Source organism: Arthrobacter saudimassiliensis (assembly GCF_059090665.1).
This window is the reverse complement of record NZ_JBNHFX010000002.1, coordinates 618,344-644,863: the sequence shown is the minus strand read 5'-3', so window position 1 is coordinate 644,863 and position 26,520 is coordinate 618,344. Positions and strand designations below refer to the sequence as shown.

The following is a 26,520-nucleotide window of genomic DNA, read 5'->3' as shown; positions in this document are numbered from 1 at the left end:
GGTCACGGCCTCGGTTCTGAACTGCCGGACGCCAGCTTGGCCCTCTCCACGGATTCGAGTATGTCCCTGGGCGTCGGGTTACGGAGTTCCTCATGGAGGGTGCCGTCACGCAGCACCAGGACCCGCTCTGCACACGCCGCAGCTTCCAAATCATGCGTGACAAGGACAACTGAACGTTCACCGGCCGCCACGTCGCGCAGCAAACCCAGCACAGCGGCGCCGGCCTGTGAATCCAAAGCACCGGTAGGTTCGTCGGCGAATACGATCCTGGGTGCCATGACCAATACGCGGGCGATTGCGACTCTCTGCTGTTGCCCGCCCGATAGCTGGGCCGGTGCATGTCTTCCCCGGTCGGTCAGGCCGACGGCGGATAAGGCCCAATCAACCCGTGATAACGCTTCTTTGTCCCCAGCCAGTCGAGCGGGAAGCGCCACGTTGTCCCGTGCACTCAGCGAAGGGACCAGATTGTAATTCTGGAAGACGAAGCCAACGGATTTCCGGCGAACGGCAGCCAGCTGGCTGTTGGACATCCTGTTGATCGGGCGACCGAAGAGATTCACGGTTCCTGACGTGCAGGATTCCAGGCCCGCCAAACAATACAGGAGCGTTGATTTACCTGATCCCGAGGGCCCCACTATGGCGACAAGTTCACCAGGCATTACCTGCAGACTAATCCCGTGCAGCACGGGAGTCATGGGTGCGCTGCGTTGACCGCGGAAAGACTTGAAGACGTCGAAGGCTTCCAGCAGTTGTTTCCCCATGCCCTCACACTAGCGTCGGTCCGCCGCAGATGAGGCGCATCAACGATGGTTGGGCGTATTCGACATACCCGGACCGATCCCGGGCAAGGACCTACGCCGTGTCCCGGGGCGCTTTCGCGCTGAAGGGACGCGAGCTAATCCGACGACCGGTGAAGGACGAACATCCCGCCGTACGCCGGCTGGTCTGCGCGCTCCTGGTCGCTCTCGGTGTATTCGTTCACCACGGCCTGTATGCGCGTAATGAAATCCTCGGCGTCTGTCTTGGACAGGTGCAGCACGAAGCGTGAGAGGTTGGTGAGGGCCTCGGGCCCTGCCTCGGTGACCTCTTCCCTGAAGGCCTCGATCGGTGCCAGGGGGCCGCCCGGCCCGGCTTCACCCAAGGCGGTGTCCAGATTCAGGGACCGCCCCGTGGAACGGTACGGCTTCTCCAGCGCACCGCTTTCTCCGGTGCGGACCGCCGCCGGTTCCAGGAATCCCGTGGAGAGCAGCTGGCGCACGTGATAGAGCATTGTCCCTGGATCCTGGCCCAGCCGGTCAGCGAGTTGCTTATTGGTCAGCTCGTGGAGCCCGCACAGGCGCAGGATGCGCAGCCGCAGCGGATGGGCCAGCGCCTTGATCTCCCGGGCAGTGGCGAGGGGCTTGTCGTCGCCCTCGCCCGTGTGCGTCTTCATGAAACCACCCTACAAATTGATGTAGTAGATTCCAACCCCCTTGAGTTTTCTACATCACTGCGCGATGGTGTCCCTATGACCGATCACACGCCGTCCGTGCAGGAACGGAACAGAGCCCCGCTGGGTGCGCCCTACTGGAAGCTCTGGACCGCAACCGGACTGTCCAATCTCGCGGACGGCGTCTTCAAGATCGCCCTGCCGCTGCTGGCCATTCAGCTCACGCAGTCACCCACGCTCATTGCCGGGCTCAGCGTCCTGGCGACCTTGCCCTGGCTCCTCTTTGCCCTGACCGCCGGCGCACTGGCTGACCGGCTGGACCGACGCAGGATCATGCTCTGGGCCAATCTCACCCGCGCGCTGTTCCCCGCCGCGCTAGCAGCCGTGATCCTGCTGGATCTGGGCTCCATCTGGGCCCTGTACGTTGTCGCCCTCATGGTGGGTGTGGCCGAAACGCTCTATGACACATCCGCGCAGTCGATCCTGCCCCAGGTGGTGAACAGGGATCAGCTCTCGCGCGCCAACGGCCGGTTCTACGCGGTGGAGCTTACCGCCAACCAGTTCATCGGCCCTCCGCTGGGAGGGCTGCTCGTGGCCCTCGGCGTCGTCGCCGGCCTTGCGGTGCCGGCGGCACTGTGGCTCGCCGCCGTCGGGGGACTGCTTCTGGTTCGGGGGAGATACCGAATCGAACGGAACCAGGCCACAACACTGCGCTTCGACATCGGTGAGGGCCTGCGGTTCCTCTGGAACCAGAAAATCCTGCGTGCACTTGCGCTGATGACGGGCGTGTTCAACTTCGCGTCCAGTGCGGCCTTCGCGCTCCTGGTGCTGTTTGCCGTCGGACCGGCGTCAGCCATGAAACTGTCCGATCCGGGGTTCGGGCTGCTCCTGACGGCCTCGGCTGTCGGAGCCATCGTCGGCTCCTTCATCGCCGACCGGGCCGAAGCGAGGCTGGGCCGGTCGAAGGCACTGGCGCTCGCCGTTCTTGGGGTCGCGCTGTTCGTCGGGGCGCCCGCCGTGACCAGCAACCCCTACGTTCTCGGTCCCGTCCTCTTTGTGGGCGGCATGCTGACCGTGCTGTGGAACGTCATCACCGTGTCCCTGCGCCAGCGGATCACTCCCGACAGACTGCTCGGCAGAGTCAACAGCGCCTACCGCCTCCTGGCCTGGGGAACCATGCCCCTCGGAGCAGCGGCTGGAGGCCTTCTGGCCGAGTGGCTGGGTCTGCAGGCCATGTTCGCCATCATGGGAGTGCTGACCCTCACCCTGCTGTCGCTGATGCCCGTCCTCACTGACAGGGCCATAGATACGGCCGACGTCGAAGTCCCGACCGGTTCGTGAGAGGGCGCCCGATCGACGGGAGTTTCCGGAAGGTGTCCTGCAGCCGTCTCGACGCCGGCGGCACGCACCGGGAGACTTAAAACCGGTTCTCGACCGGAAGGGACTCCATGCTCGGCCTGGAACTCGTCGTCATCCTGGCGGCGGCGGTGCTGGCCTGTAACCTGGCCGCGCCCAGGCTGCGCATCGCTCCGCCGCTGCTGCTGGTGGCCGCCGGAACCCTCCTGGGCTTCATTCCCGCTCTGCGCGAGGTGCAGCTGCCCAGCGAGGTGGTGCTGCTGCTGTTCCTGCCGGCCCTGCTCTACCGGGAATCGCTCACCATCTCACTGCGGGAAATCCGCAGCAACCTGCGCGGCATCGCGCTGATGAGTACCGTGCTGGTGATCGCGACGGCGGCCGGCGTGGCCGCCGTCGGGCATGCCCTGGGCATGTCCTGGGGTGCGGCGTGGGTGCTGGGCGCCGCCGTGGCGCCCACGGACGCGACCGCGGTGGCGGCGCTGGCCAAGTCCATGCCGGCCCGCAGCGTGACCCTGCTGCGGGCCGAATCCCTGGTCAACGACGGCACGGCGCTGGTGCTCTACGCCCTGGCCGTGTCGCTGACCGTGGGGGAGCAGGACTTCAGCGCGCCGGTGGTGTTCTGGCTGTTCGTCCTCTCCTATGCCGGCGGCGCGGCAGCGGGCATTGTCGTCGCGCGGGCGGGCATTCTGCTGCGCCGGCGGATACAGGATCCGCTGCTCGGCAACGTGGTCACTTTCCTGACCCCGTTCACGGCCTTCCTGCTGGCCGAACTGATCGGCGCCTCCGGAGTGCTGGCCGTGGTGGTCGGCGGCCTGATCATCAGTCAGGCCGGCCCGCGGGTGGTGTCGGCGCAGACCCGGCGCCAGGCGGACGCCTTCTGGTCCTTCTCCACCTTCCTGCTCAACGGCGCCCTGTTCGTGCTGATCGGCATCGAACTGCACGCCGTGGCCCGGGGGCTGACTCGCGGGGAGCTCGGCCTGGGCCTGCTGGCCGTGGCCCTGGTGTCGGCGGCCATCATCGGCGTGCGGTTCGGGTGTCTCTTTGCGGCCGATCTGCTCCTCCGCGTCGTCGCCCGCCTGCGCGGCCGGCGGCGCGGAAGCCTGCGCGGGCAGGTCGTCAGCGCGCTGGCCGGTTTCCGCGGAGCGGTCTCCCTTGCCGCCGCGCTCGGCGTACCGCTGCTGACGACCTCCGGCGCGGCGTTTCCGGACCGGAACCTGATCATCTTCGTGACTGCCGGGGTGATCGTGGTGACCCTGGTGCTGCAGGCACCCCTGCTGCCGCTGGCTGCGGCCTGGGCGCGGCTGCCCTCTGACGTGCACCTGAAGCACGAGCGCACCATGGCTGAGATCAGGGCGGGGGAGGAGGCCCTGGAGGTCCTTCCCCGGCTCGTGGCCGAGCTCGGGACGGACCCGCTCGTCGCCGCGCGGGCGCAGCGCGAGCTTCAGGTCCACCTGCAGGTGCTCAGGGCAGGGCAGGACGGCGCAGATGGGCAGCGGATCCTGCGCCAGGACCGTGACTACACCGACCTCCGCCTGTCCCTGGTTGCCCGGAAACGGATGACGGTGGTGCGCCTGCGCGATGAAGGCCTCATCGACGACCAGGTGCTTCGCCGCATTCAGGGCCGCCTGGACCTGGAGGAGCTGCGCCTGTCCGGCCAGGATCCGCCGGAGTGAGGCTCAGTCCCCGTATCGGGCGACCAGCCGCCCGACCACCTCGCCCCTGCTCAGCTTCTCCAGCCCGCCGGGAATGTCCTCCCAGGCGATCTCGGTGATGGTCGGATTGAGCTTGCCGGTGGCGAAGTAGTCATACACCCCGGCGACGTCCTCCCGGGTGCCGCCCTGGGATCCGACCAGCGTGACTTCGCTAAGGATCATGGTCTTGGTGCTGATGGTCGCTTCCAGCCGCCCCATGCCGACCTGGACCACCCGTCCGCCGTAACCGACGGTTTCGATGGCCTCGGCAGTGGTGGTGCCGAATCCGGCGAAGTCGACGATGACGTCCAGGTTGCGGTCCTTGAACTCGGCGATCGACTTTGCCACCTCCGTGGCACCGATGTCGCGGGCCAGCTGCCAGACCTTTTCATTGATTTCGGCGACATAGACCTCCGCGCCGGCCAGCACGGCCACCCGCGCACCGATCTGGCCCAGGCCGCCGAACCCGATGATGCCCACCTTGCTGCCGGCCTTGACCTGCCCGTTGGCGATGACGGCATGGTGGCTGGTCATCCCCGCATCCGTGCCGGCCGCGCCCAGGACGAAGGAGACGTTGTCCGGAATGCGCACCAGTGCCGCCTGGTCCACAGCCACCTTCGCGGAGAAGCCGCCGTCATACGCGTAGCCGGGAGCGCCGGCCGAGGTGGTGGGGCACAGGCCCACCCGGTCGCCGACCTTCCAGTCCGTGACACCCTCACCCACCTCGGTGATCACCCCGGCCACTTCGTGGCCCAACGTGATGGGGCGCTTGGCGAGGGTGGAGAGCCAGCCTTCGTCTTCCAGCATTCCGACGTCGGAGTGGCAAAGCCCTGCTGCCTTCACTTCGATCACGACGCCGCCGGCCGCGGCGCGCGGCTCCTCAACCTCAGCCTCCACCAGGGGTTCATGCGTGTTGGTGAACTGCCATGCCTTCATGAAACGGTGCTCCTTGCCTAGGCACATTTCGCGGCTCGGCGTGGCTCCGGGTTGGGGCGGCAGGGCCGCGGGACGGCCGTCAGGATCCCCGGTGGGGGTGCCGTCCACTGTCCAGATTACGCCCGGAATCCAAGCGGCCCGGACATCGCCGGCGGGCCCCCCGTGGACATCGCGGGGGTCGCCGGCGACGGCGGATGTGAGGTTCGGCGGTTACCAGGCGTAGTCCTGCGGAGCGGGCTTGTGGCCGGGGAAGATCTCGTCCAGCTGCGCCAGGACGGAGTCCTCGAGCTCGATGTCCAGCACCTTCAGCTGGTCCTCGAACTGTGCCATGGTGCGCGGGCCCACAATGGGGGCCGTGACGCCGGGACGGTGCAGCAGCCAGGCCAGGCCCAGCTGCGCCGGGTCGATCCCCAGTTCCGCGGCCAGGTCCTCGTATCGGCGGATCTGGTCCTCATGCTTCTTCAGCAGTTCCAGGGTCCGTCCGGAGGTCCGTCGGCCCTCCTGCTCGGTTTTGCGCAGGATCCCGCCGAGCAGGCCGCCCTGGAGCGGGGACCACGGCAGGATGCCCAGCCCGTAGTGCTGTGCCGCGGGAATGACCTCGAGTTCGATGCTGCGGTTGAGCAGGTTGTAGATGCTCTGCTCGGAGATGAGCCCGTTGAAGTTCCGGCGCCGGGCCGCCTCCTGGGCCTGGGCGATGTTCCAGCCGGCGAAATTGCTGGACCCGTTGTAGATGATCTTCCCCTGCGTCACGGCCGTTTCCATGGCCTGCCAGATTTCCTCCCACGGGGTGTCGAGGTCGATGTGGTGGAACTGGTACAGGTCGATGTGATCCGTCTGCAGGCGCCGCAGCGACGCGTCCAGCGCCTGGCGGATGTTCAGCGCGGACAGGAACGTGGCGTTCGGCCATTCCCGCATGCTGCCGTACAGCTTGGTGGCAATCACCGTGTCCTCCCGGCGGCCGCCGCCCTTGGCGAACCAGTTGCCGATGATCTGCTCCGTGCGGCCCTTGTTCTCGCCCCAGCCGTAGACGTTGGCCGTGTCGAAGAAGTTCAGCCCGGCATCCCGGGCGGCGTCCATGATGGCGTGGGCGTCGGCCTCGTCAGTCTCGGGGCCGAAGTTCATGGTGCCCAGGCACAGGCGGGAAACGGAGAGGCCGGAGCGGCCCAGGTGCGTGTACTGCATGGTGCTCCTTCGCAATCGGGAGGCGGCCCGTCCGGCGCGCCGACCTGCCCCATTGTTCTCGCGGATATGCGCATTGGCCACCCGTGCGATTACCCGTGCCGAGGCGCGCCTCAGCCCGGTCCCTCTCCGTTCCCGCCGCCGGTGCGCTCGCCGAGCCCCTGCCTGCCGCCGCTGCGCCGCGTCACCGCCGAGGCCCAGACCCAGGTGCTCCGCCGGACGCCGGCGTCGGTCCACGTGACCTGGACGGCCTTGGCGGACCATGTGGTGGCGACGCCCGCCACCCGTTCCGCGCAGCTCGGAAAGCGGATCCAGGCCCAGACCGGCACGCCCGGCGCCACGGTGGTCACCGGGTTGTGGGCGAAGTCCAGCTCCTCCACCGTCAGTTCAATGGGCTCGGCCCGCCGGGCGTACCGGGCGGCAAGCCGCGCCGCCGCTTCCTGGTCCATACCTTTAAAAATAGAACATATCTTCGAAGACTGCTGCGCTCCCGGAAGGCTGCAAACGATCCGGCCTGCGAGCCTGATCCCAGGCCGGCCCGCAGTCGGCAAGGCGTCCGCGGCGGCGGGAAACCGGGCTTTGCCGGCCTGATGACGGGCGGTCGATCGTGTGGCACTCTGGTGACCGACGGCCTGAAACGGCGGGTAACGACCTGGGCTACCGCGTCGGCCGTGTTGGACGCGTGTCTGTTCCAGTCATACCAGTGGCTCAGGTGGCCGTCATCGACGTCGGGGGGGGGGGGGGGGCAGTGGAAGGAAACCGGTTCCTGCGGCGATTCCTGGACGCGCTGCCCTCGCTCAGCGGCCTGGGTGTCCTGGCCTGGCTCCTGCTCGAAGGGTCCGATGCCCCGGAGGTCGGGTTGACCGCCACCGTCATGACCGCCCTGGCGGCCGCGGTTGCGGTGGGGGTGCTGGTTCGTATCTTCGGCCCCCAGCGGGGAGCGCGGCCGGTCCGCGACGCCCTGCGGATTCCGGCCGAGGCCGCGGCGATCTACAGCGAACTGCTCACCTCCCGTCCGCCGGGCAGCCCGCCGGGGCTGGCCGATGCCGTCGAACCGCCGACGCCGTCGGGCCTTCCCGAAGGAACCGGAGCGGACGGCCCGCGGCCCTGACCGCCGCCGCGCTGACCGCCGCCCCGCGGGCTGGGGCACAATATGCACATGTGCGGACGGTATGTGATGGCCAAGGCAACGGCGGACCTGGTGGCGGCCTTCGCCACCGAACAGACGATGGGCGCCGAGGTGCCTCCGTCGTGGAATGTTGCTCCCACGGATGACGTGCGGATCGTTACCGAGCGGCTGCAGCCTGCCGCCGGCGGCAGCGAAGCGGGCCCGCCGTCCGGGCGGGAGCCGGTCCGCCGGCTCGCCACCGCCAAGTGGGGCCTGATCCCCTCCTGGGCGAAGGACCGGAAGATCGGGGCGCGGATGATCAACGCCCGCCGCGAAACTCTCCTGGAAAAGCCCGCGTTCCGCAAGGCCGCGGTGAAGCGGCGCGCCCTGGTTCCCGCCGACGGCTACTACGAGTGGGAAAAGGCCGACGGGCGCAAGATCCCCACCTACCTGCATTCCGCCGCCGAGGATCCGCTGGCCTTCGCCGGGCTCTACGAGTTCTGGCCCGATCCCTCCCTGCCGGATGACCACGAACACAAGTGGCTGCTCAGCTTCACCATCATCACCACCGAAGCCAGCGACACACTCGGGCACATCCACGACCGCACTCCGCTGATCGTTCCCGCCGATCTGTGGGGCGACTGGCTGGACCCTGCACTGACGGAGCGCAGCGACATCGCCGGGCTGCTGGAGGCCATTCCGGAACCCGCGCTCACGCCGCGGGTGGTCAGCAACCGCGTAAACTCGGTGCGCAACAACGGCCCCGAGCTGATAGAACCCGCTGCTCCGGTAGCGTAGGACACCTGACATCGACATTCAGCAGGGGGAGAACACACGTGCCTGATGCCTACTACCGGCCGCTCGGCGAGGGAAGCTTCGAGTCCACCTTCCACGCGCAGGGCGCCTGGAATCCGGATGAACAGCACATGGCGCCGATCTCCGGCCTGCTGGCGCACTGCCTGGAGCAGTGCAGCCCCCGCACCGACCTGCGGATGGCCAGGATCAGCTACGAGATCCTGGGCCTGATTCCCGGCGGCACCTTCGATGTCACCGCCAAGGTCATCCGCCCCGGCCGGACCATCGAACTGGTCGAGGCCGAGATGGTGGCGGACGGGCGCACCGCCGTCCGTGCCACCGCCTGGCGCCTTGCCACACGGCCCACCGACTCGGTTGCCGCCGTCGAGGACGAGCCCATGCCCGGCCCCGACCAGGCCGGCGGCCAGGAGGGAATGACGCAGTGGCCCGGCGGCTTCATCGCTTCGCTGGAGCTGAGGGCGCTGCCCGGACTGCGGCCGGGCCGGGGGCGGGTCTGGGTGCGCACGCCGCATCCTCTGGTCGAAGACACCGGCGTTTCCGACCTGGCCCGCCTGATCGGGCTGGTGGACACCGCCAACGGGATTGCCACCCGGGTTCCGCCGGGCGGAGACAGCTGGATGTACCCGAACGTCGACCTGCAGGTGCACCTGCACCGCCAGCCCGCCGGCGAATGGCTGGGACTGGACACCCGGGTGACGTTCAGCGCAGACGGCGTCGGCCTCACCTCCTCGGTGCTGCATGACCTGGACGGACCCTTCGGGCGCAGCGAGCAGATCCTCACGGTCCGCCCGCTGGGACCGGCGGCCGGGCAAAAATGAGCATGGAAGCACCGCTGCCGGCAGCTGCGCCGGCTTCGGCCGATGCCGCCGGTTTCCCCGCACTGTCCCTGGTCCGCCAGGACCGTTCACTCGGCGCGGAAGCGGATCTCGCCTTCGCCCTGGAGATGCTCGACGCCGCCCGGCACGGCCGCATCGGCCCCACGCTGCGCATTTACCGGCCCGTGCCCACCGTGGCCCTGGGCCAGCGCGATGCCAGGCTGCCCGGATTCGAAGCGGCAGTCGACGCCTGCCGTGCCTTCGGCTTCGAACCGCTGGTCCGCCGCGCCGGCGGCCGGGCCGCCGCCTACCACCAGGGCTGCCTGGTGGTGGACCACGTCGAGCCCGACGGCGACGCCGTGGCCGGCTCGCGACACCGCTTCACCGGCTTCGGCGAGCTGTTCGCCGAGGTTCTGCGCCGCGGCGGGGTGCCTGCCGCCGTGGGCGAGATCCCGGGTGAGTACTGCCCCGGAGAGCATTCGGTCCACGGCACCGCGCTGGACCGCCGGCAGGTGAAGCTGGTCGGCACCGCCCAGCGGGTGGTCGCCGGAGCCTGGCTGTTTTCCTCCGTCATCGTGGTGCAGGACGCCGCGCCCATCCGGGCCGTGCTGGCCGCGGCCTACAGCGCGCTGGGCCTGGCCTGGCGGCCGGAGACCGCCGGAGCCGCGGAGGACCTCTCCCCGGGGCTGACCGTGGACGACGTGGAAGCCGGGCTGCTCGACGTGTACGCGGCCTCACGCACCCTGGTGCCCGCCAGCTTCACGGATCTCGCCGCCGCGCTCTGACCCGCGGCGGCCGGGGGCATTCGGCCGGGCGCACCCGGCCCGCGCCGGGCGGCGGCCGGGCCGGCGGACAGGGGACACGCCGCGCTGACCAGCGCCTCCTGCGTGCGCCGGGCCATCGATCAGTAGGCTTGGTACCAAAGCTCCGTACCTCGAAGGGAAACTCATGGCCAGGAACACCATCGCGACTACGGCTCTGCGGCTGCGCGCAGTCCTGGAGATCCTTGCCGGCGAGGAGCCGGCTGCCCCTACGAAGATCAGCCGCGACGACGTCCTGCAGGGTGCCCTGGCCCGCGTTCCGCTGCAGGGCCGCGAAGCGGAGGTCCTGGCCAGCGGCGTTGCCCGCGGCGAGCGGGCGCTGACCACGGCAACGTCCAAGCTGGTCAAGGCCGGCTGGATCATCAAGCAGGGACGCGCAGGCTGGAGCATCACCGCACAGGGCCGCAAGGCGCTGACCGAGTTCCCGGACACCGATCAGCTCATTGCCGCCCTTCAGGACGGAACGGCGAATCCCGCGGAGGACGGCGGCCAGCCGGCGGACGCGGAGCAGCAGCTCCGGCAGGCACCCACCGAAGAGGTCGTGGAGGACGCGGTGGCCGCAGCCGCCGAAACGGCTGCACCGGACGCCCGGGAGGCCCACGGGGCGCACCCGGAGCCGCACCGGCCCGAGCCCTCGTTCCCGCAGCCGGGCTCGGTTGCCGTGGCCGGATCGTTCGGGACCGCCCTGGACATCCCGGACTGGGATCCGGCCGCAGAGCAGGGCCAGCTGACCTTCGACCGCAGCGACGAACTGTGGAAGCTCACCGTCGACCTGCCGGCCGGATACTACGAGTTCAAAGTGGCGCTGGACGGCTCCTGGACCGAGAATTACGGCCGGGACGCGTTCCGGGACGGCGCGAACATCGAACTGCATCACGACGGCGGGCCGGTGACCTTCCTCTACGACCACGCTTCGCACGCCGTGGTGACCAAGCCCGACACCTCCGGCTGAACCTGCCGCTCAGGGGCCGGGATCCGGGCGGGCCACCGGATCGACCAGGATCCCGGCCGGTTCCCGGACCCACCACACGCCGTCGCGCCGTCGTTCCTGTGCGGTGGAGAACCGGTACCGGTAGACGCGGGCGCGGACCGCGTGCGGCGGCCTGCCCTGGAAGGGATCCCTGCGCAGCAGCCTCAGCACCGCCGGATCCGCCTCAAGCAGCCGGCGCAGCAAAGTGGGGAACCAGGCCCCGCCGGAGGCTCCGAGGGCCAGGAACCACATCATCCAGTCCAGCCGCAGGTGGTACGGCGCGAACTGGCGGGGCATCCGGCGGGGATCACCGGGCTTGCCGTGGAAGTCGTACTCCTGCCAGTGCGCCCGGTCCCACCGGCCATCGGGTCCCGGCCCGTCCAGGGTGCCCTCGATGATCACCTCGCTGCGGTGCCGGGTGATGCTGCCGAACGCCCCGTAGGCATTGGACAGATGCCAGCGGTTGAAGCTCGCGTTCATCAGCTGGTTCCGGCTGAACAGGTTCCGCAGCGGCCGGATGCCCCACCAGACCATGGCCGCCGTGGCCGCAAGCACCACCACCGTGAACCACAGGGGCGTGGCGGCCGGATCCGGTGACGCCGGTGCGAACCCCGGGATCACGGCGGCAACCGTGGAATCGCCCAGGGCGCTGAAGGCCAGCAGCATGGTCAGCCAGTTCAGCCAGGCGAAGTTTCCGGAGAGCACCAGCCAGCCCTGGGTGAGGATGATGATCGCTGCGGCGATTCCGGCCACCGGCTGCGGGAAGAAGAGGAAGAACGGCACCACCAGCTGGGTGAAGTGGTTGCCCAGCACCTCCGCCTTGTGCAGCGGCTTGGGCAGGTGGTGGAAGAACCGGCTGGCCGGGTTCGGCATGGGCTGCGTTTCGTGGTGGTAGTTCAGGGCGGTCAGGTCCCGCCAGACCCTGTCTCCGCGTATCTTGATCATCCCGGCGCCGAACTCCAGCCGGAACACCAGCCAGCGGAACAGGAAGATCACCGTGATCGGGGGAGCGACCTCGTCGGAGCCGAGAAACGCGGCCAGGAACCCGGCCTCGAGCAGCAGCGACTCCCAGCCGAATCCGTAGAACGTCTGGCCGATGTTCACGATCGACAGGTACAGGCCGAACAGCAGCCCGAAGGCCAGCATCGGCACCCAGGGCGGCCCCTGCTGCGGCAGGCCCACGACCAGCAGGGCGGCGACGACGGCGGCGGTCCAAGCGACCGCGCGCAGGAACCGGTCTGAGTAATGCCAGTGGAACAGGGTGGGAATGCGCCGGTCCCGAATGCGTTCGAGATAGCGTGGCGCGGGCAGCAGACCGCGTTCGCCCAGCAGCGCCGGAAACTGCCGTGCGGCGGCGATGAACGCGATCAGATAGACCGCGGCGATGCCGCGCTGCAGCACCTGCCGCGCCAGCTCGTATCCGTCCGCGCTGAAGACCTCCATGACATGTCAGCCTAGGTTTTGGCGCAGGCAGCTGTCACGGACAGGGCCGGGCAGCACCACACGCAGCGTGCGGCGGGTCCGCCGGTCGCCCGCCCGGCAGGTTGCGGGGGCCTGCTGCGGCACCGCGCCGGCGGTCCTACGCTGGAACGGTGGCTGGAACCATGGCTGGAACTGCAAGCCGGGGAAGGCGCCGGATATGACGGGATCACGCATTCTTGCCCTCGTCGTCGCCCACCCGGACGACGACGCGTACGGACTGGCGGGAACGGTGGCCCTGCACGAACACGATCCAGGGTTCCGCTTCATCCTGATCCACGCGACCGACGGAGGCGCCGGACAGATCGATCCGTCCTATCCTCCGGTCAACGAGCCGCTCGGTTTGATCCGCCGGCGGGAAACGGACGCCGCCTGGACGGCTCACGGCCGGCCGCCGGATCGGCACGAGTGGCTGGATTACGACGACGGCGCGGTCGCCCGGGTTCCCCTTGAAGAACTCGCGGAGCGGATCGGCGGCATCCTGGCGCAGGAACGCCCCGACGTCGTCGCCACCTTTGGTCCCGACGGCATCACCGGGCACCCGGACCACATCGCCGTCGGGGCGGCCACGGACGCCGCCTTCACCAACCTTCAGGCCCGGGGCGGTCCGGGGCTGCAGCGCCTGCTGCACGGCGCCGTCCGCCGTTCCACCTGGGAACGGTGGAACCGCGCCCGGAGCCGGCACGGACTCAAGCCCTGGGACGAGGAGCGCGTGTATGACATCCGTCCCGTTCCGGACGAGCTGATCGGTGTGGAGGTGGACGTCGGCAGCGTGGCGCACCGGATCGTGGCAGGGCTGATGGAGCATCGGACCCAGCGCCACGTGATGTCCCCGGGAGTGCCGCCGGGTTCCGAAGCGGACGCCGGCTGGACCCGTACGGTCTCGGTGGAGCCGCTGGTCATTGCGTGGCCGCCGCGGCGGCCGGGCGCAGCTGTCCTGGGCGACGTCTTTGAGGGACTGGACTAGAACCGGAACAGGGACGTGATGTCCTGTCGGACGTCGTCGACGTACACCTCGGTCCGCTCGTCGAAGAAGGAGACCCGATCCTTCAGCTGCGCCGAGTCCGGCAGCACCGTTTCATACGACCAGGCCAGGTCCGCTCCCGCCGGGCTGTCGATCACAGACCAGTAATTCGCCGTGCCCTTGTACGGGCAAACGGTGCGGGTGGAGGACATGCGGAGGGCATCCCAGTCCACATCCTGGCGCGGAAAGTACGTCCGCGGCGGGAGCATGGTTTCGTACACGAAGAGCGGCCGGCGGGTCTCAGCGAGCAGCTGCCCGCCCAGCAGGACCCGGACTGCACGGGAGGAGTCGCGGGCATCAACCCGGTGGAAGGGGTCCCGGGGGTGGCCTTCGACCACCTGGTCCTCCTCCAGCCACCGGTCGAAAGCGTTGAAGTCCAGCAGGACATACCCGTCCAGGTCCGCATCATGCGGACGGAAGCCCGCGCCGGGCAGCTCGTGCTGCCCGGCCCGAAGGTCCAGGGGGTCGCCGGGGGACGTGTGGGCGGAGAACGGATAGCGCGGGTCCATCAGAGCCTGCGGAGGGACGCCGGCCAGCGGGTCCTCGTCGGGCTCCGCCACCGCCGACAGTTCCGCGTCGATGTCGCCGGCCGGTACGGCGTAGATGGGGGTGACCCGCCTCGGCTCGTAGGCCAGGACCGCGTTGACGGAATCCACCACGGTGCTGTCGCCGAGTTGCGCACGGATGCGCCGCGGCGTTGGTTCGTACCGCAGCTGCGGCAGAAGCTTCCAGAATTCCGGGCTGATTTGCAGGGCCATGCCTCCAGTTTCCGGCTCCGTCGGGGCGGCCTCAAGACATTCGGAAGACCGCCGGGAACGCCGGAACCCGCCGGCCCCCTTTGGCGGAAGCGAAAGGGGCCCGGCGGGTTCCGTCAGAGCGTCGAGCCTAGTGCCCCCGGGCGATCCACTCATCCAGGAACGGAGCCTCGGCGCCGACCGTCGTCGAATCCCCGTGCCCGGTGTTGACCACGGTGCCCGGAGGCAGGATCAGCAGCTTCGTCCGGATGGATTCGATGATGGTGCCGAAGTCGCTGTAGGAGCGCCCCGTGGCGCCGGGACCGCCGGCGAACAGGGTGTCGCCGGTGAACAGCACCGGGTAGCCGAGCTCCGGATCACCGGTCAGCAGGAACGTCACCGAGCCGGGGGAGTGCCCCGGGGTGTGCAGGGCGCGCAGCTGCGCCTTGCCCAGGGGAAACACGTCACCGTCGGCAATCTCGACGTCGGGCGCCCGGTCCGGGTAGACCGCGTCCCAGAGCATCCGGTCCGCCGGGTGCAGGTGCAGCGGAGCCTCCAGCAGCTTGGCGGTTTCGACGGCGGCGCGGATGTGGTCATCGTGCCCGTGCGTGAGCAAAATGCCCTTGACCTTGCGTCCGGCGACGGCGGCCACGACGGCGGCCGGATCGTGGGCAGGATCAATGACCCACACCTTGGTGTCGTTGCCGATGATCCACACGTTGTTGTCGACGTCCCAGGTGCCGCCGTCCAGGCTGAAGGTGCCCGAGGTGACAACCCGCTCAATGGTCAGTGCCATTTACAGCTCCACCACCGAACGCAGGACCAAGCCCCCATGCATCTTTTCAAACGCGGCTTCGATGTCGCCCAGGCCAATCCGCTCGGTGACGAAAGCGTCCAGGTCCAGCCGGCCCAGCTTGTACTGCTCCACCAGCATCGGGAAGTCGCGGGAGGGCAGGCAGTCGCCGTACCAGGAGGACTTCAGGGACCCGCCGCGGCCGAAGACCTCGGCCAGCGGCAGCTCGATCTTCATCTCCGGGGTCGGCACGCCCACCAGCACCACGCGGCCGGCGAGGTCGCGGGCGTAGAAGGCCTGCTCGTAGGTCTCGGGGCGGCCCACGGCCTCGATCACGACGTCGGCGCCGAAGCCGTTGGTGGCGGCGCGGATGGCCTCCACCGGGTCCTCCTCGCGGGAGTTCACCCCGTGGGTGGCGCCCATGGACTTGGCCATTTCCACCTTGGCGGGGTCGATGTCGACGGCGATGATCGTCGTCGCGCCGGCCAGCTTGGCGCCCGCAACGGCGGCGATGCCCACGCCGCCGCAGCCGATCACGGCCACGGACTCTCCGCGCTTGACTTCGCCGGTGTTGATGGCGGCGCCGATGCCGGCCATCACGCCGCAGCCGAGCAGGCCCACCGCGGCGGGATCGACGTCGTCGTCCACCTTGGTGCACTGGCCGGCCGCGACCAGGGTCTTCTCGGCGAACGCGCCGATGCCCAGGGCCGGGGTCAGCTCGGTGCCGTCCTCCAGGGTCATCTTCTGGGTGGCGTTGGCGGTGTTGAAGCAGTACTGCGGCTCGCCCTTGCGGCAGGCCCGGCACTCGCCGCAGACAGCGCGCCAGTTCAGGACCACGCGGTCCCCGGGGGCCACCTCGGTGACGCCTTCGCCGACGGCGGAGACCACGCCGGTGGCCTCATGGCCCAGCAGGAACGGGTAGTCGTTGTTGATGCCGCCCTGCTTGTAGTGCAGGTCGGTGTGGCAGACGCCGCAGGTGAGGATGTCGACCAGGGCCTCGCCGGGCCCGGGATCCGGAACCAGGATGGTTTCCAGGGAGACGGGGGCGTCCTTTTCCTTGACGACGACGGCTTGGACCTTGTGAACCATGGGGGTGTGCCTCCGGTGACGTTGGGTGCCGGCCGCCTTGAACGAAGGGGCCTTGGGTCCCATCCTAGGGACAGCACCGGGCCCGAACCGAATGCGGGCGGCCCGGGGCGAAACACGGTCCGCCCGCCCCGGAACGCCGACGGCCCGCCGCATCCGTTGAGGACGCGGCGGGCCGCAGCGGGCGACGCCGGAGCTACAGGCCCAGGCGGGACTTGACCTCGGCGGCGGACGGGTTGGTGGCCGAGGACCCGTCCGGGAAGATCACGGTGGGTACGGTCTGGTTGCCGCCGTTGACCGACTCCACCAGTTCGGCGGTGCCCGCGACCTCCTCGATGTTCACCTCGTTGTAGCCGATGCCGGCGGAATCCAGCTGGGACTTCAGCCGGCGGCAGTAGCCGCACCAGCTGGTCGAGAACATGGTGATGGTGCCGGCGGCGGGGGTGAACTCTTCAACGGTGACGGTCATGGGGACTCCTTGGACTGTGTCAAAAAACGCGGACTGTCTTGCCCGGTTCAACAGTGCGGGGGACGCAGGCATTCCCGGCCCGCCGTCCTGCCCTCCCCGGTGCGTTCTGCCCCGGCAGGAAGCGGAGGAGCGGCGCCATGTGGAGGGGTTTTGCCCGAAGCGGAGGAAGAATGGAGGCATGTGCGGACGATACGTGATGACCCGCGCCGTCGGAGACCTGGTCGCGGAGGCCGAGGCGGAGGCGGACGATGCGCTGCAGCTGCGCGCCTCGTGGAACGTGGCACCGAGCACGGGTGTGCCGATCGTCCTGGAGCGGCTGGTCGACGGTGCGGTGCGCCGCCAGGTGCATGTGGCCCGCTGGGGTCTGGTGCCGCGCTGGGCGGAGGATCCCGCCGTCGGAAACCGGGCCTTCAACGCCCGTACCGAAACCGTGCTGGAAAAGCCGACCTTCCGGGACGCGGTGCCGCAGCGGCGCTGCGCCGTTCCTGTGGAGGGCTACTACGAGTGGACGGCCGGGCCCGACGGCGGGCGCGTGCCGATGTTCGTCCGGCCCGGACAGGGCGGACTGATCTGGCTGGCGGGCCTGTACGAGTGGTGGCGGGACCCGCAGCGCCCGCCGGCGGACCCCGGCCGGTGGCTGCTGAGCACCACCGTGCTTACCGTCGCCGCGCCGGAGCCTGAGGACGCCCACCCGGCGCTGGCCGCCCTGGGTCGGCTGCACGATCGCCTGCCGCTGGCCCTGGGGGCCGGCATGCTGGAACAGTGGCTGGACCCGGCCCGCCGGGACGCGCCGGCCCTGGTGGCGGCCGCCCACGCCCAGGCCTTCACCGCGGCCGCCGGCTGGCGGCTTCGGCCCGCCAACCCCGCCGTCGGCAACGTGCGCAATGACGGACCGCAGATGCTGCAGCCGGGACCGGAGGGGGCGCTGCCGCGGGCCGCGGGCGAGGCCCTGTTCTAGCGGAGCCGAATCCGATCAGGCGTCGGCCGGCAGCTCGGCTTTGGCCGGCAGCTCGACCGGCGGCTGAGGAGCGGCAAGCGCCACGGTGCCGTCCGCGTCCACCGTCAGCCCAGGGTTCCAGCAGACCTCCCAGCGGAAGCCCTCCGGGTCGGCAAAGTAGCCGGAGTAGCCGCCCCAGCTCATCTGCGTGCCCGGCGCGACGATCATGCCGCCGGCGGCTGCGGCCTCCGCCAGGACGGCGTCCACCTCGCCGGCGGAGCCGACATTGTGGGCCAGCGTCAAGGGCGCCGTTTCCGCCGGTCCCACCGCTCCGGCCTCGGCGGCCAGCTGGTCCGCACGGAAGAACGCCAGCAGCAGCCCGTGGTTGATCTGGAAGAAGGCCACTTCCTCCGGAACATACTGCACGGGCTTCCAACCGAGGCGGCCGGCGTAGAACCCGTACGTCTGGTCGAGGTCCCGCACGCCGAGGGTGATCACTGAGACTTTGGCATCCACGCGCTGATCTTCCCACGACCGGGCGGCACCGGGGCGGGTGGCGCCGAAATGTTGCGGCGGGTTTTCCCGCCGGATCCGCGCCGCCTCGGCGTGAATCGGTTGACGCAGCAGGCGGTACGGGGCTCTGCTGGAAGCACGGCACCGCCATGACAAGTCCACGGCCACGACAAGGGCGGCTCAGCATGACGGATTCCCCCTCCGCACCGCACGGCTCCGATCCAGCCCGCAACACCCCGCATGGGGCCTCGTCCCATCCGGCAGCTGCCACCGCGCAGCGCAGCCGCGTGCCGCGGTGGCTGCGGATCCTGCTGCCGGCGCTGCTGATCGTCGCCTGGGTGGGCATCGGCGGCTTCGGCGGCCCCTATTTCGGCCGGATCAGCGAGGTCGCGGACAACGACCAGACCTCCTATCTGCCGGCCAGTTCGCCGTCCACCCGGGTGGCAGACCTGCAGGAGAAGTTCACCGAGTCCAATGCCCTGCCCGCCGTCGTCGTATTCGTGAACGACGGCGGCCTCACCGAAACCGACCGCAGCTTCATCGAGGGCCGGGCCGGGGCGCTGGCGGAGGTGCCCGGCGTCGCGGAGGGCACTTCGCCGCCGCAGTTCTCCGAGGACGGCAAAGCTGCCGAGCTCTTCGTTCCGGTCCAGGACACCGAGGAGCTGAGCACCGCCGTGGACGAGCTGCGCAGCACGGGCGGCGAGGGCATCCCCGAAGGCCTGACGGTCTACGTCACCGGTCCGGCGGGACAGCTGGCCGACATCAGCGAGGCGTTCGGCGGCATCGACACCTCGCTGCTGCTGGTCGCGGTCATTGCGGTGCTCGTCATCCTGGTGGTGGTCTACCGATCCCCGCTGCTGCCGTTCCTGGTCCTGCTGACCTCCATCTTCGCCCTCTCGGCGGCAATCCTGGTGGTCTACAACCTGGCCCGCGCCGGTGTCGTGACCCTCAACGGGCAGGTGCAGGGCATCCTGTTCATCCTCGGCATCGGCGCAGCCACCGACTATTCGCTGCTGTACGTCGCCCGCTACCGGGAGGCGCTGCGTGACCACCAGGACCGCTGGGGCGCCACCTGGGCTGCCCTGCGCGGCACGTTTGAACCGGTGCTGGCCTCCGCCGGAACCGTGGTGGCGGGGCTGCTCTGCCTGCTGCTCAGCGACCTGAACTCCAACAAGGCACTCGGTCCGGTGGCCGCAATCGGCATCGGCTTCGCGTTCCTGGCCGCAATGACGCTGCTGCCGGCCCTGCTGCTGGTCGCCGGGCGCGCCGCGTTCTGGCCGCGCCGGCCGATGTTCGGTTCCGCGCATCCGGAGCAGGACGGCGGGGGCCGGGGCTTCTGGCCCCGGGTGGCCCGCACCGTGGAGTTCCACCCGCGGCGCACCTGGGTCATCTGCGCCGGGGTGCTGCTGGCGGCCTGTTTCGGGCTCACCCAGCTGCGGGCCGAGGGCGTGCCGCAGAGCGACTTCGTCACCGGACAGTCCGATGCCCGCGAGGGCCAGCAGGTGCTCAGCGAGCATTTCCCCTCCGGATCCGGGGCCCCGGTGCTGATCGCCGTGCCCGAGGGTGAACTGCAGCGGGCGGCGGACACCGTGCTGGGCGCCTCCGGCGTCGACTCGCTCACCGTCGCCGCTTCAGGCGGCCCCTCCGGCCAGCTGCCGGTCACGCGCGACGGCGTCCAGCAGTCCCCGATTCCCGGCGCCCCGCCGTCCACGCCCAAGGTGGTGGACGGCGTCGTGCTCCTGGAGGCGACCCTGAGCGAGGACGCCGAGTCCGACGCCGCCGAACAGACGGTGCGGGACCTGCGCAGCGACCTGTCCCCGGTGCCGGGCGCCCTGGTGGGAGGGACGACGGCGACCACCATCGACACCAACGACGCCGCCATCCATGACCGGAACCTGATCATTCCGGTGGTGCTGCTGGTCATCTGGATCCTGCTGATGCTGCTGCTGCGCTCCATCCTGGCCCCGGCACTGCTCATCGGCACCGTGATGCTCTCGTTCTTCGCAACCCTGGGCATTTCCGCCCTGGTCTTCGACTACGTGCTGGACTATCCGGGCGCGGATCCGGCCGTGCCGCTGTACGGATTCATCTTCCTGGTGGCGCTGGGCGTGGACTACAACATCTTCCTGATGACCCGGGTACGGGAGGAGTCTCTGCACCACGGCACCCGGGCCGGGGTGATCCGCGGCCTGATGATCACCGGCGGGGTCATCACCTCGGCCGGGATCGTGCTGGCGGCGACCTTCGCGGCGCTGGGCGTCATCCCCATCCTGTTCCTGGCCCAGATCGCGTTCATCGTGTCCTTCGGTGTTCTCCTGGACACGCTGGTGGTGCGCTCGCTGCTGGTTCCGGCCCTCTCCTACGACATCGGTCCGCCGATCTGGTGGCCCTCGAAGCTGGCCCGTTTCCGCCGCGAACCGGATGCCCCGCTGACGGGCCCGAAAGCCGGTTCGGTACCCTGAATGTCATGGACACAGACCAAAGCCATCAGCTTGAAGACGTCCGGACCGCCATTGATGAGATCGACGAGGAGATTGTCGGACTGATGTGGCGCCGCCAGCGCCTGGTCCGCCTGGCCGGGGGACTGAAGGACAGCGACGACGCGGTGCGTGCCCCGCAGCGCACGGCCGAAGTGCTCGAGCACGTCTGCTCAGCGGCCGAAAGCCACGACGGTGACCGGACCGTCGTCGAGCGCACCTACCGGGCCATGCTCGATGCGTTCGTCGACTACGAGCTGAAGGTCCGCCGCGAAGACGAGGCGCAGGCCCGGCTCGACGCGTTCAGCCGCAGCTGAGCGGCTGATCCCTTCAGCGCAGGCTGTCCCACTCCGGGACGTCGCGCCCCAGCGGCCCGGCGGGCACCCGCCACGCCAGGGCCGGAACGGGAACGCCCTGCGGCGCCGTGAAGCGCAGCGGCGCCGGCAGCCGGCGGCCCGGGCCCAGGTCCGTCTGCTCCGGCACCGGCGTGCGGTCCAGCTCCACGGACGCCGCCGGATCCAGTTCCCAGTGGCCGACGGCGGCGCGCCGCAGCGCCGTCGCGGTGCGGGCCAGGGACAGCCGGCCCGCAGCCGTACCGCCGGCCAGGCGCCGCCGCCACCCCTGCAGGGCCGCGGCCGCCGCCAGATAGCCGGTGGCATGGTCCAGCGCCTGCACCGGAAGCGGAACCGGCTTCTGGGCTGAGGCGGCGGCCATCCCGGCGTCGGCGATCCCTGCACTCATCTGCACCACGGAATCAAACCCGCGACGCCGCGCCCAGGGCCCGCTCCAGCCGTACGCATTGAGGCCGATGTCCACGATGCCCGGACGCCGCTCCTGCAGCTCCCGCTGGGACAGGCCCAGGCGGGCCAGGGCTCCCGGCCGGTAGCCGTGGACCACGATGTCGGCCTGCGCGGCGAGGTCCCGGAGCCTGCTGCCTCCCGCCGTCGAGGCTGCGTCAAGCCTGGCGGTGCGCTTGCCCAGGGTCATCTCCGGCTCCAGCGCCGGTTCGTTCCAGCCCGGCGGATCAATCCGCAGCACCTCGGCGCCCAGCCCGGCGAGGAACCGGGTGGCGGCGGGGCCGGCGATCACCCGGGTCAGGTCCAGTACCCGCACTCCGGCCAGCGGCTGCTGCGGCGTCGCGGAGAACGGAAGCGGGCCGACGTCGGGCACCTCCCGCCCGACGCCCAGCCAGGCCACCAGCGGCTCCGCGGCCACCGCGGCGCCCTGCGGATGCCGGTCCCATTCGGCGCCGGACCGCATGGCCGCGGCGCTTCCGCCGGCGGACACCACGGCTGTCTCCAGCTGCCCGGCATTCCAGCCGGCCACCTGGACGGACACCGCTTCCCGGGTGGCTTCGCCCTGCTGCCCTTCGTCCAGGCCGAGCACGGAGAGGGCCGCCCGGCGATGATGCGGCGCGTTGGTGTGCAGCCGGATCCACCCGTCGCGGGCCCGATAATCCCCGGCCACCGGGTCCCAGGGCGAGGGCAGCTGCCACCCGTCCGGGGCAAAGGACACCCCGAACCAGCCGTAGGCGAGGACCGGATCGACCTCGACCTCGATGTCCGTGCCGGTCATTGCGGAGACCAGGGCTGCGGCCGCCTGTCCGGCTGCCGCCACTGCCCGTGCAGCAAACTCCTCGACCGGGTAGGGGGAAAGGGCAGTCATGCAGCGAGGTTACCGCCGGTCCCGGCGCTGCCATAGCAGCAGAAGCAGCACTGGGCCGGTTGATGAACATGCGGCGGAGTCCGCACCCGGGGGAGGACCCAACCGCGCGGCGGGACGGCCACCGTTTGCCCCGGGCCTTGACTGGCCCGGCGCGCAGCCGTGCCATGGGAGATGACTGCGTCTGACTCCAACCCCCGCAGGAGGAGCGCATGGCCGAGCGGTTCACCGCCCACGGAACGAACGCCGCCCACCCGATAGCGGGCATGACCGGAGCCATGGGCGCTCCCGTCAGCACCGTCGCCCTCGCCGCCCACCCTCCGGCCGCCCCCGCCCACCCTCCGGCCGCGGGTCCTGATGCGGCGGAGCATGCTCCCGGCCGTCCGGCTCCCGGCCGTGTCGCGGCCCGCGGCGCTTCGGCGGAAGGACGCGGCGGGTCCGGGCGGCAGCCGTCCCCGCCGCACCCGCCTCACCGCGTTGCCCTGGTCTTCACCGGATTGATGCTGGCCGTGCTCGTGGCCGCCCTGGACCAGACCATCGTGGCCACCGCGCTGCCCACCATCGTCGGAGACCTGCGCGGGCTGGATCACCTGTCCTGGGTGATCACCGCGTACCTGCTCACCTCCACCATCGGCCTGCCCATCTATGGCAAGCTTGGGGACCTGCTCGGCCGCAGGAACATCTTCATCTTCGCCATCGTGGTCTTCCTCGCCGGCTCGGCCCTCTCCGGGCAGTCCCACAGCATGGCCGAGCTGATCACCTACCGCGCGATCCAGGGCGTGGGCGGCGGCGGGCTGATCATCGGCGCGCAGGCCATCATCGGGGACATCGTTCCGGCCCGCGAGCGCGGCAGATACATGGGCCTGATCGGAGCCGCCTTCGGCCTGGCCTCCGTGAGCGGGCCCCTGCTGGGCGGCTGGCTCACCGACTCCTGGTCCTGGCGGTGGGTCTTCTACATCAACCTGCCCATCGGGGCGGTTGCGCTCGCCGTCATCATCGGCGCCCTGCACCTGCCACGGAACAGTTCCAAGGGGATCCGCCTGGACTACGCCGGCGCCGCGCTGCTGGCCGTCGGCAGCGCCGCCCTGGTGCTGCTGACCAGCTGGGGCGGCAACAACTACGCCTGGACCTCACCGACCATTCTGGGCCTGGCCGCCGTCGCCGCCGTCTGCGTCGCCGTGTTCATTCCGGTGGAGCTGCGCGCGTCCGAACCCATGCTCCCGCTGCGCCTGTTCGGCATCCGGAACTTCCTCATCTGCACCCTGGTGGGACTCGCCGTCGGCCTGGCCATGTTCGGTTCCATCGCCTACCTGCCCACCTTCCTGCAGATCGTCAATGAGGCGACGCCGACCATGTCCGGCCTGATGATGCTGCCCATGACCGCCGGGCTGCTGATCACCTCGATCGGCACGGGCCAGCTGATCTCGCGGACGGGCAGGTACAAGATCTGGCCGATCCTGGGTTCGGCGACCATGATCGCGGGCCTGGTGCTGCTGTCCCGGATCTCCAGCACGACGCCGTACCTGCTTACCGCCGTCGGCATGCTGGTGCTGGGCCTGGGCATCGGGGCGCTGATGCAGAACGTGGTGCTGATCGTGCAGAACAGCGTGCCGCCCGAGGACATGGGCACCGGGGTGTCCACCGCCAACTATTTCCGGCAGATGGGCGGCTCGCTCGGGATCGCCGTATTCGGGTCATTGTTCATCCGGCGGCTCAACGACCAGCTGGCCTCGGCGCCGCCCGGTGCCGGGGACGCCGCCTCCGGGGGTGCGAACTCCATCAGCCCGGAATCCATCAGGGCGCTGCCGCCCGGCGCCCAGGAATTCATCAAGACCGCCTTCGGCGAGGCGCTGCCGCCGATTTTCCTGCTGGGCGTGCCGATCCTGGGCATGGCTTTTATCCTCACCCTGTTCATCGTCCAGAAACCCCTGTCCACAACGGCGCGGGTCACCGTGGACGAAGACGCCAGGAGCTGAGACCGGGACACAGGACCGGAACCACTCACCATCCGGAGCCGCCGAAGCGGGCTCCGCAGAAGGGATGTCGGCATGTCGCATCGGAAATTCCTGCCCCGGGCCGCTGCAGGGGCCGCCGCGGGGGCCGTACCGGCCGCTGCGCCCCGGACCGTGCCCCGCGCGCCGAGACACCGGGAGCGGACGGCTGAACCGCCCCGGCAGCGCCGCAGTCTCCGGGTCATCCTGGTCGGGCTGCTGCTCTCGGTCCTGCTCGCCGCCCTGGACCAGACCATCGTGGCCACCGCCCTGCCCACCATTGTCGGGGACCTGAACGGCCTGGAGCATCTGTCCTGGGTCGTCACCGCCTACATTCTGGCCGCCACCATCGGCCTGCCGATCTACGGCAAGCTGGGAGACCTGTACGGGCGGCGCAACATCTTCGTCTTCGCGATCGGGGTCTTCCTGCTGGGGTCCATGCTGTCGGGGCTGGCGCAGGACATGGGCCAGCTGATTGCCTTCCGCGCGCTGCAGGGCATCGGCGGCGGCGGGCTGATGATCGGTGCGCAGGCCATCCTGGGCGATCTGGTCTCGCCCCGGGACCGGGGACGCTACATGGGCCTGATCGGGGCCGCCTTCGGCCTGGCCTCAGTGGCCGGGCCCCTGCTGGGCGGCTGGATCACCGATGCCTGGTCCTGGCGGTGGGTCTTCTACATCAACCTGCCCATCGGCGCCGTCGCGCTCGCCGTCGTCATTTCCTCCCTCCACCTGCCCAGGCCCGGCGGTCCGCGGCCGCGGCTGGACTACCGCGGTGCGGCGCTGCTCGCCGTCGCCAGCGCCGCCCTGGTGATGCTCACCAGCTGGGGCGGGACCACCTATCCATGGGCCAGCTGGCAGATCCTCGGCCTCGCCGCCGTCGCCCTGGCTGCGACCGCCGCCTTCATTCCGGTGGAGCTGCGGGCCGCGGAGCCGGTGGTGCCGCTGACCCTGTTCCGGATGCGAAACTTCGTGCTCCCCGTGGCAGCCGGCATTGCGGTAGGCGTGGCGATGTTCTCCACCATCTCCTACCTGCCGACCTTCCTGCAGATGGTCAACGGGGCCACCGCCACCGGATCGGGGCTGATGATGCTGCCCATGATGGGCGGAGTGCTGGTCTCCTCCATCGGAACCGGGCAGCTGATCTCGCGGACCGGACGGTACAAGGCCTATCCGATCGCCGGCTGCGCGGTGGTGATCATCGGTTTGGTGATGCTCTCGCGGATCTCCGCCGACTCGCCGTACGCCTTCACCGCCGCAGGGATGGCCGTGCTGGGCCTGGGCATCGGGGCGCTGATGCAGAACCTGGTGCTGATCGTGCAGAACAGCGTGCCGCCCCGGGTGATGGGCACCGCCATCTCCTCCGCCAACTACTTCCGGCAGATCGGCGCCTCGTTCGGCATCGCCCTGTTCGGCTCCATCTTCATCACCCGGCTGGATGACCAGCTCGCCGACGCCCCGCCCGCGCTCGCCGGCACGGTGACCGGCGAATCCATCAATTCCCTGACCCCGCAGCTGCGGGCCGGCCTGCCGGCGCCGGTGCAGGACTTCATCGCCTCGGCCTTTGGCCAGGCGCTGCCGCCGATCTTCCTGGTCAGCGTGCCGCTGGTCGCCGCGGCACTGGTGCTGTGCCTGTTCATCAGGGAGGTGCCGCTGTCGACGACGGCGCGGGCGGAGGCGGCGGAGGAGGGGCGTGCGGGTTAGTTGAAAGCGGCGGTCAGAAGCATGAAGAACACGACCACCAGAGCCCCCAACAGCACCACCCAGGCAAGGGCCGCCCAGTTGTACAGCCGGGCCGCCAGCCTGCGGTTGCCCCGGCTGAAGGCCACGATGAACCCGACCACTCCGACGGCACATGCGGCGATACCGAAGAAGGGCACCAGCTCCAGCGCTCCGCTGCGGACGCTGTCCCTCAGGAAAAGGTCGAGGAGTTCAAACACCACAGGCGCTGACAACACCCACACGACGGTGGACAGGACGAGTCCGACAATGGCGCCGGGCCCGATCCGGCGCCGATCCGGTGCCGCCTGTTCGGAACCGGCGTGTTCGGAACCGGCCTGCCCGGAACCGGCAGGGGCGGCGCCGCCGTCGGGCCCGGGGGCCTGCCGATACGGATTGACATAGGAACCGGGATCGGGCGGGATGGGCTGGCTGTTTTCGGGCACGGGCTGTTCCTGTCCTTGAATCCAAGTCCCTGGGCGGAGTCCGGGGCGGGTGGGTCGTTTGCACCAGTGTGC

At 69.8% G+C, this 26,520-nt stretch carries 26 protein-coding genes; 13 read left to right on the top strand and 13 right to left on the bottom strand.

From position 1 onward, the window contains the following. Positions 1–2 precede the first annotated feature (2 nt). The gene (locus tag AC5RV6_RS10125) at positions 3–761 is read right to left on the bottom strand and encodes an ABC transporter ATP-binding protein (protein ID WP_494007177.1); all 759 of its coding nucleotides are present in this window, start codon (positions 759–761) and stop codon (positions 3–5) included. A gap of 134 nt (positions 762–895) precedes the next feature. Further along, positions 896–1,432 (bottom strand): ArsR/SmtB family transcription factor, encoded by a 537-nt coding sequence (locus AC5RV6_RS10120; RefSeq protein WP_494007176.1) that lies wholly within the window; start codon positions 1,430–1,432, stop codon positions 896–898. Positions 1,433–1,507: 75 nt separating this feature from the next. On the opposite strand from AC5RV6_RS10120, the gene AC5RV6_RS10115 reads away from it, so the two are divergent. Then, entirely contained in the window at positions 1,508–2,770 is a 1,263-nt protein-coding gene (locus AC5RV6_RS10115) for an MFS transporter (RefSeq protein ID WP_494007175.1), read from the top strand. 107 nt (positions 2,771–2,877) lie between these two features. After that, on the top strand, positions 2,878–4,458 hold the full coding sequence (locus AC5RV6_RS10110; RefSeq protein WP_494007174.1) for a Na+/H+ antiporter: 1,581 nt from the start codon (positions 2,878–2,880) through the stop codon (positions 4,456–4,458). Positions 4,459–4,461: 3 nt separating this feature from the next. On the opposite strand, the gene AC5RV6_RS10105 is transcribed toward AC5RV6_RS10110, so the two are convergent. The 3 genes from AC5RV6_RS10105 to AC5RV6_RS10095 all read right to left on the bottom strand — a co-directional run bounded on the left by AC5RV6_RS10105 (position 4,462) and on the right by AC5RV6_RS10095 (position 7,040). Beyond that, positions 4,462–5,412, bottom strand: a complete 951-nt coding sequence (locus tag AC5RV6_RS10105; RefSeq protein ID WP_494007173.1) for a zinc-binding dehydrogenase — start codon at positions 5,410–5,412, stop codon at positions 4,462–4,464. Between the two features lie 210 nt (positions 5,413–5,622). Further along, positions 5,623–6,594 (bottom strand): aldo/keto reductase, encoded by a 972-nt coding sequence (locus AC5RV6_RS10100; protein WP_494007172.1) that lies wholly within the window; start codon positions 6,592–6,594, stop codon positions 5,623–5,625. Positions 6,595–6,704: 110 nt separating this feature from the next. Beyond that, positions 6,705–7,040 (bottom strand): hypothetical protein, encoded by a 336-nt coding sequence (locus AC5RV6_RS10095; protein WP_494007171.1) that lies wholly within the window; start codon positions 7,038–7,040, stop codon positions 6,705–6,707. A gap of 299 nt (positions 7,041–7,339) precedes the next feature. Here AC5RV6_RS10095 and AC5RV6_RS10090 point away from each other — a divergent pair, with 299 nt between their 5' ends. The 5 genes from AC5RV6_RS10090 (at position 7,340) to AC5RV6_RS10070 (ending at position 11,103) form a co-directional block, all read left to right on the top strand. Next, entirely contained in the window at positions 7,340–7,702 is a 363-nt protein-coding gene (locus tag AC5RV6_RS10090; protein WP_494007170.1) for a hypothetical protein, read from the top strand. A gap of 48 nt (positions 7,703–7,750) precedes the next feature. After that, positions 7,751–8,497, top strand: coding sequence for an SOS response-associated peptidase (locus AC5RV6_RS10085; RefSeq protein WP_494007169.1), 747 nt, complete (start codon positions 7,751–7,753; stop codon positions 8,495–8,497). A gap of 38 nt (positions 8,498–8,535) precedes the next feature. Beyond that, entirely contained in the window at positions 8,536–9,333 is a 798-nt protein-coding gene (locus AC5RV6_RS10080; RefSeq protein WP_494007168.1) for a thioesterase family protein, read from the top strand. Between the two features lie 2 nt (positions 9,334–9,335). Continuing rightward, positions 9,336–10,115, top strand: a complete 780-nt coding sequence (locus AC5RV6_RS10075; RefSeq protein ID WP_494007167.1) for a lipoate--protein ligase family protein — start codon at positions 9,336–9,338, stop codon at positions 10,113–10,115. Between the two features lie 163 nt (positions 10,116–10,278). Beyond that, a complete protein-coding gene (locus AC5RV6_RS10070) occupies positions 10,279–11,103 on the top strand; it encodes a pullulanase X25 domain-containing protein (protein WP_494007166.1) in 825 nt (274 codons plus the stop codon). Between the two features lie 9 nt (positions 11,104–11,112). Here AC5RV6_RS10070 and AC5RV6_RS10065 read toward each other — a convergent pair whose 3' ends face one another. Then, positions 11,113–12,564 carry a lipase maturation factor family protein gene (locus AC5RV6_RS10065; RefSeq protein WP_494007165.1) on the bottom strand — a complete coding sequence of 484 codons (1,452 nt, stop codon included), beginning with the start codon at positions 12,562–12,564 and terminating at the stop codon, positions 11,113–11,115. 196 nt (positions 12,565–12,760) lie between these two features. Here AC5RV6_RS10065 and AC5RV6_RS10060 point away from each other — a divergent pair, with 196 nt between their 5' ends. Further along, entirely contained in the window at positions 12,761–13,567 is an 807-nt protein-coding gene (locus tag AC5RV6_RS10060; protein WP_494007164.1) for a PIG-L deacetylase family protein, read from the top strand. Here AC5RV6_RS10060 and AC5RV6_RS10055 read toward each other — a convergent pair. The 4 genes from AC5RV6_RS10055 to AC5RV6_RS10040 form a co-directional block, all read right to left on the bottom strand. Next, on the bottom strand, positions 13,564–14,382 hold the full coding sequence (locus tag AC5RV6_RS10055; protein WP_494007163.1) for a DUF427 domain-containing protein: 819 nt from the start codon (positions 14,380–14,382) through the stop codon (positions 13,564–13,566). The two genes, AC5RV6_RS10060 and AC5RV6_RS10055, sit on opposite strands and share 4 nt — an antisense overlap. A gap of 127 nt (positions 14,383–14,509) precedes the next feature. Then, positions 14,510–15,154 (bottom strand): MBL fold metallo-hydrolase, encoded by a 645-nt coding sequence (locus tag AC5RV6_RS10050; protein WP_494007162.1) that lies wholly within the window; start codon positions 15,152–15,154, stop codon positions 14,510–14,512. Next, a complete protein-coding gene (locus tag AC5RV6_RS10045; RefSeq protein ID WP_494007161.1) occupies positions 15,155–16,240 on the bottom strand; it encodes an S-(hydroxymethyl)mycothiol dehydrogenase in 1,086 nt (361 codons plus the stop codon). It abuts the gene before it with no gap. Positions 16,241–16,433: 193 nt separating this feature from the next. Then, the gene (locus AC5RV6_RS10040; protein ID WP_494007160.1) at positions 16,434–16,706 is read right to left on the bottom strand and encodes a mycoredoxin; all 273 of its coding nucleotides are present in this window, start codon (positions 16,704–16,706) and stop codon (positions 16,434–16,436) included. A 178-nt stretch (positions 16,707–16,884) separates the two neighbouring features. On the opposite strand from AC5RV6_RS10040, the gene AC5RV6_RS10035 reads away from it, so the two are divergent. Then, the gene (locus tag AC5RV6_RS10035; RefSeq protein WP_494007159.1) at positions 16,885–17,664 is read left to right on the top strand and encodes an SOS response-associated peptidase; all 780 of its coding nucleotides are present in this window, start codon (positions 16,885–16,887) and stop codon (positions 17,662–17,664) included. Between the two features lie 15 nt (positions 17,665–17,679). On the opposite strand, the gene AC5RV6_RS10030 is transcribed toward AC5RV6_RS10035, so the two are convergent. Continuing rightward, a complete protein-coding gene (locus AC5RV6_RS10030; protein WP_494007158.1) occupies positions 17,680–18,159 on the bottom strand; it encodes a VOC family protein in 480 nt (159 codons plus the stop codon). Between the two features lie 182 nt (positions 18,160–18,341). Here AC5RV6_RS10030 and AC5RV6_RS10025 point away from each other — a divergent pair, with 182 nt between their 5' ends. After that, on the top strand, positions 18,342–20,618 hold the full coding sequence (locus tag AC5RV6_RS10025) for an MMPL family transporter (protein WP_494007157.1): 2,277 nt from the start codon (positions 18,342–18,344) through the stop codon (positions 20,616–20,618). A gap of 5 nt (positions 20,619–20,623) precedes the next feature. Then, complete coding sequence (locus tag AC5RV6_RS10020; protein WP_494007156.1) at positions 20,624–20,950, top strand: chorismate mutase; 327 nt, start codon at positions 20,624–20,626, stop codon at positions 20,948–20,950. 13 nt (positions 20,951–20,963) lie between these two features. Here the strand turns inward: AC5RV6_RS10020 and AC5RV6_RS10015 are convergent, their stop codons facing one another. Continuing rightward, on the bottom strand, positions 20,964–22,298 hold the full coding sequence (locus AC5RV6_RS10015) for a CoA transferase (RefSeq protein WP_494007155.1): 1,335 nt from the start codon (positions 22,296–22,298) through the stop codon (positions 20,964–20,966). 209 nt (positions 22,299–22,507) lie between these two features. Here AC5RV6_RS10015 and AC5RV6_RS10010 point away from each other — a divergent pair, with 209 nt between their 5' ends. After that, complete coding sequence (locus tag AC5RV6_RS10010; RefSeq protein ID WP_494007154.1) at positions 22,508–24,271, top strand: MDR family MFS transporter; 1,764 nt, start codon at positions 22,508–22,510, stop codon at positions 24,269–24,271. Positions 24,272–24,343: 72 nt separating this feature from the next. After that, positions 24,344–25,987 carry an MDR family MFS transporter gene (locus tag AC5RV6_RS10005; RefSeq protein WP_494007153.1) on the top strand — a complete coding sequence of 548 codons (1,644 nt, stop codon included), beginning with the start codon at positions 24,344–24,346 and terminating at the stop codon, positions 25,985–25,987. Here the strand turns inward: AC5RV6_RS10005 and AC5RV6_RS10000 are convergent. Then, on the bottom strand, positions 25,984–26,448 hold the full coding sequence (locus AC5RV6_RS10000) for a hypothetical protein (protein WP_494007152.1): 465 nt from the start codon (positions 26,446–26,448) through the stop codon (positions 25,984–25,986). The genes AC5RV6_RS10005 and AC5RV6_RS10000 overlap by 4 nt on opposite strands. Positions 26,449–26,520: the final 72 nt, after the last annotated feature.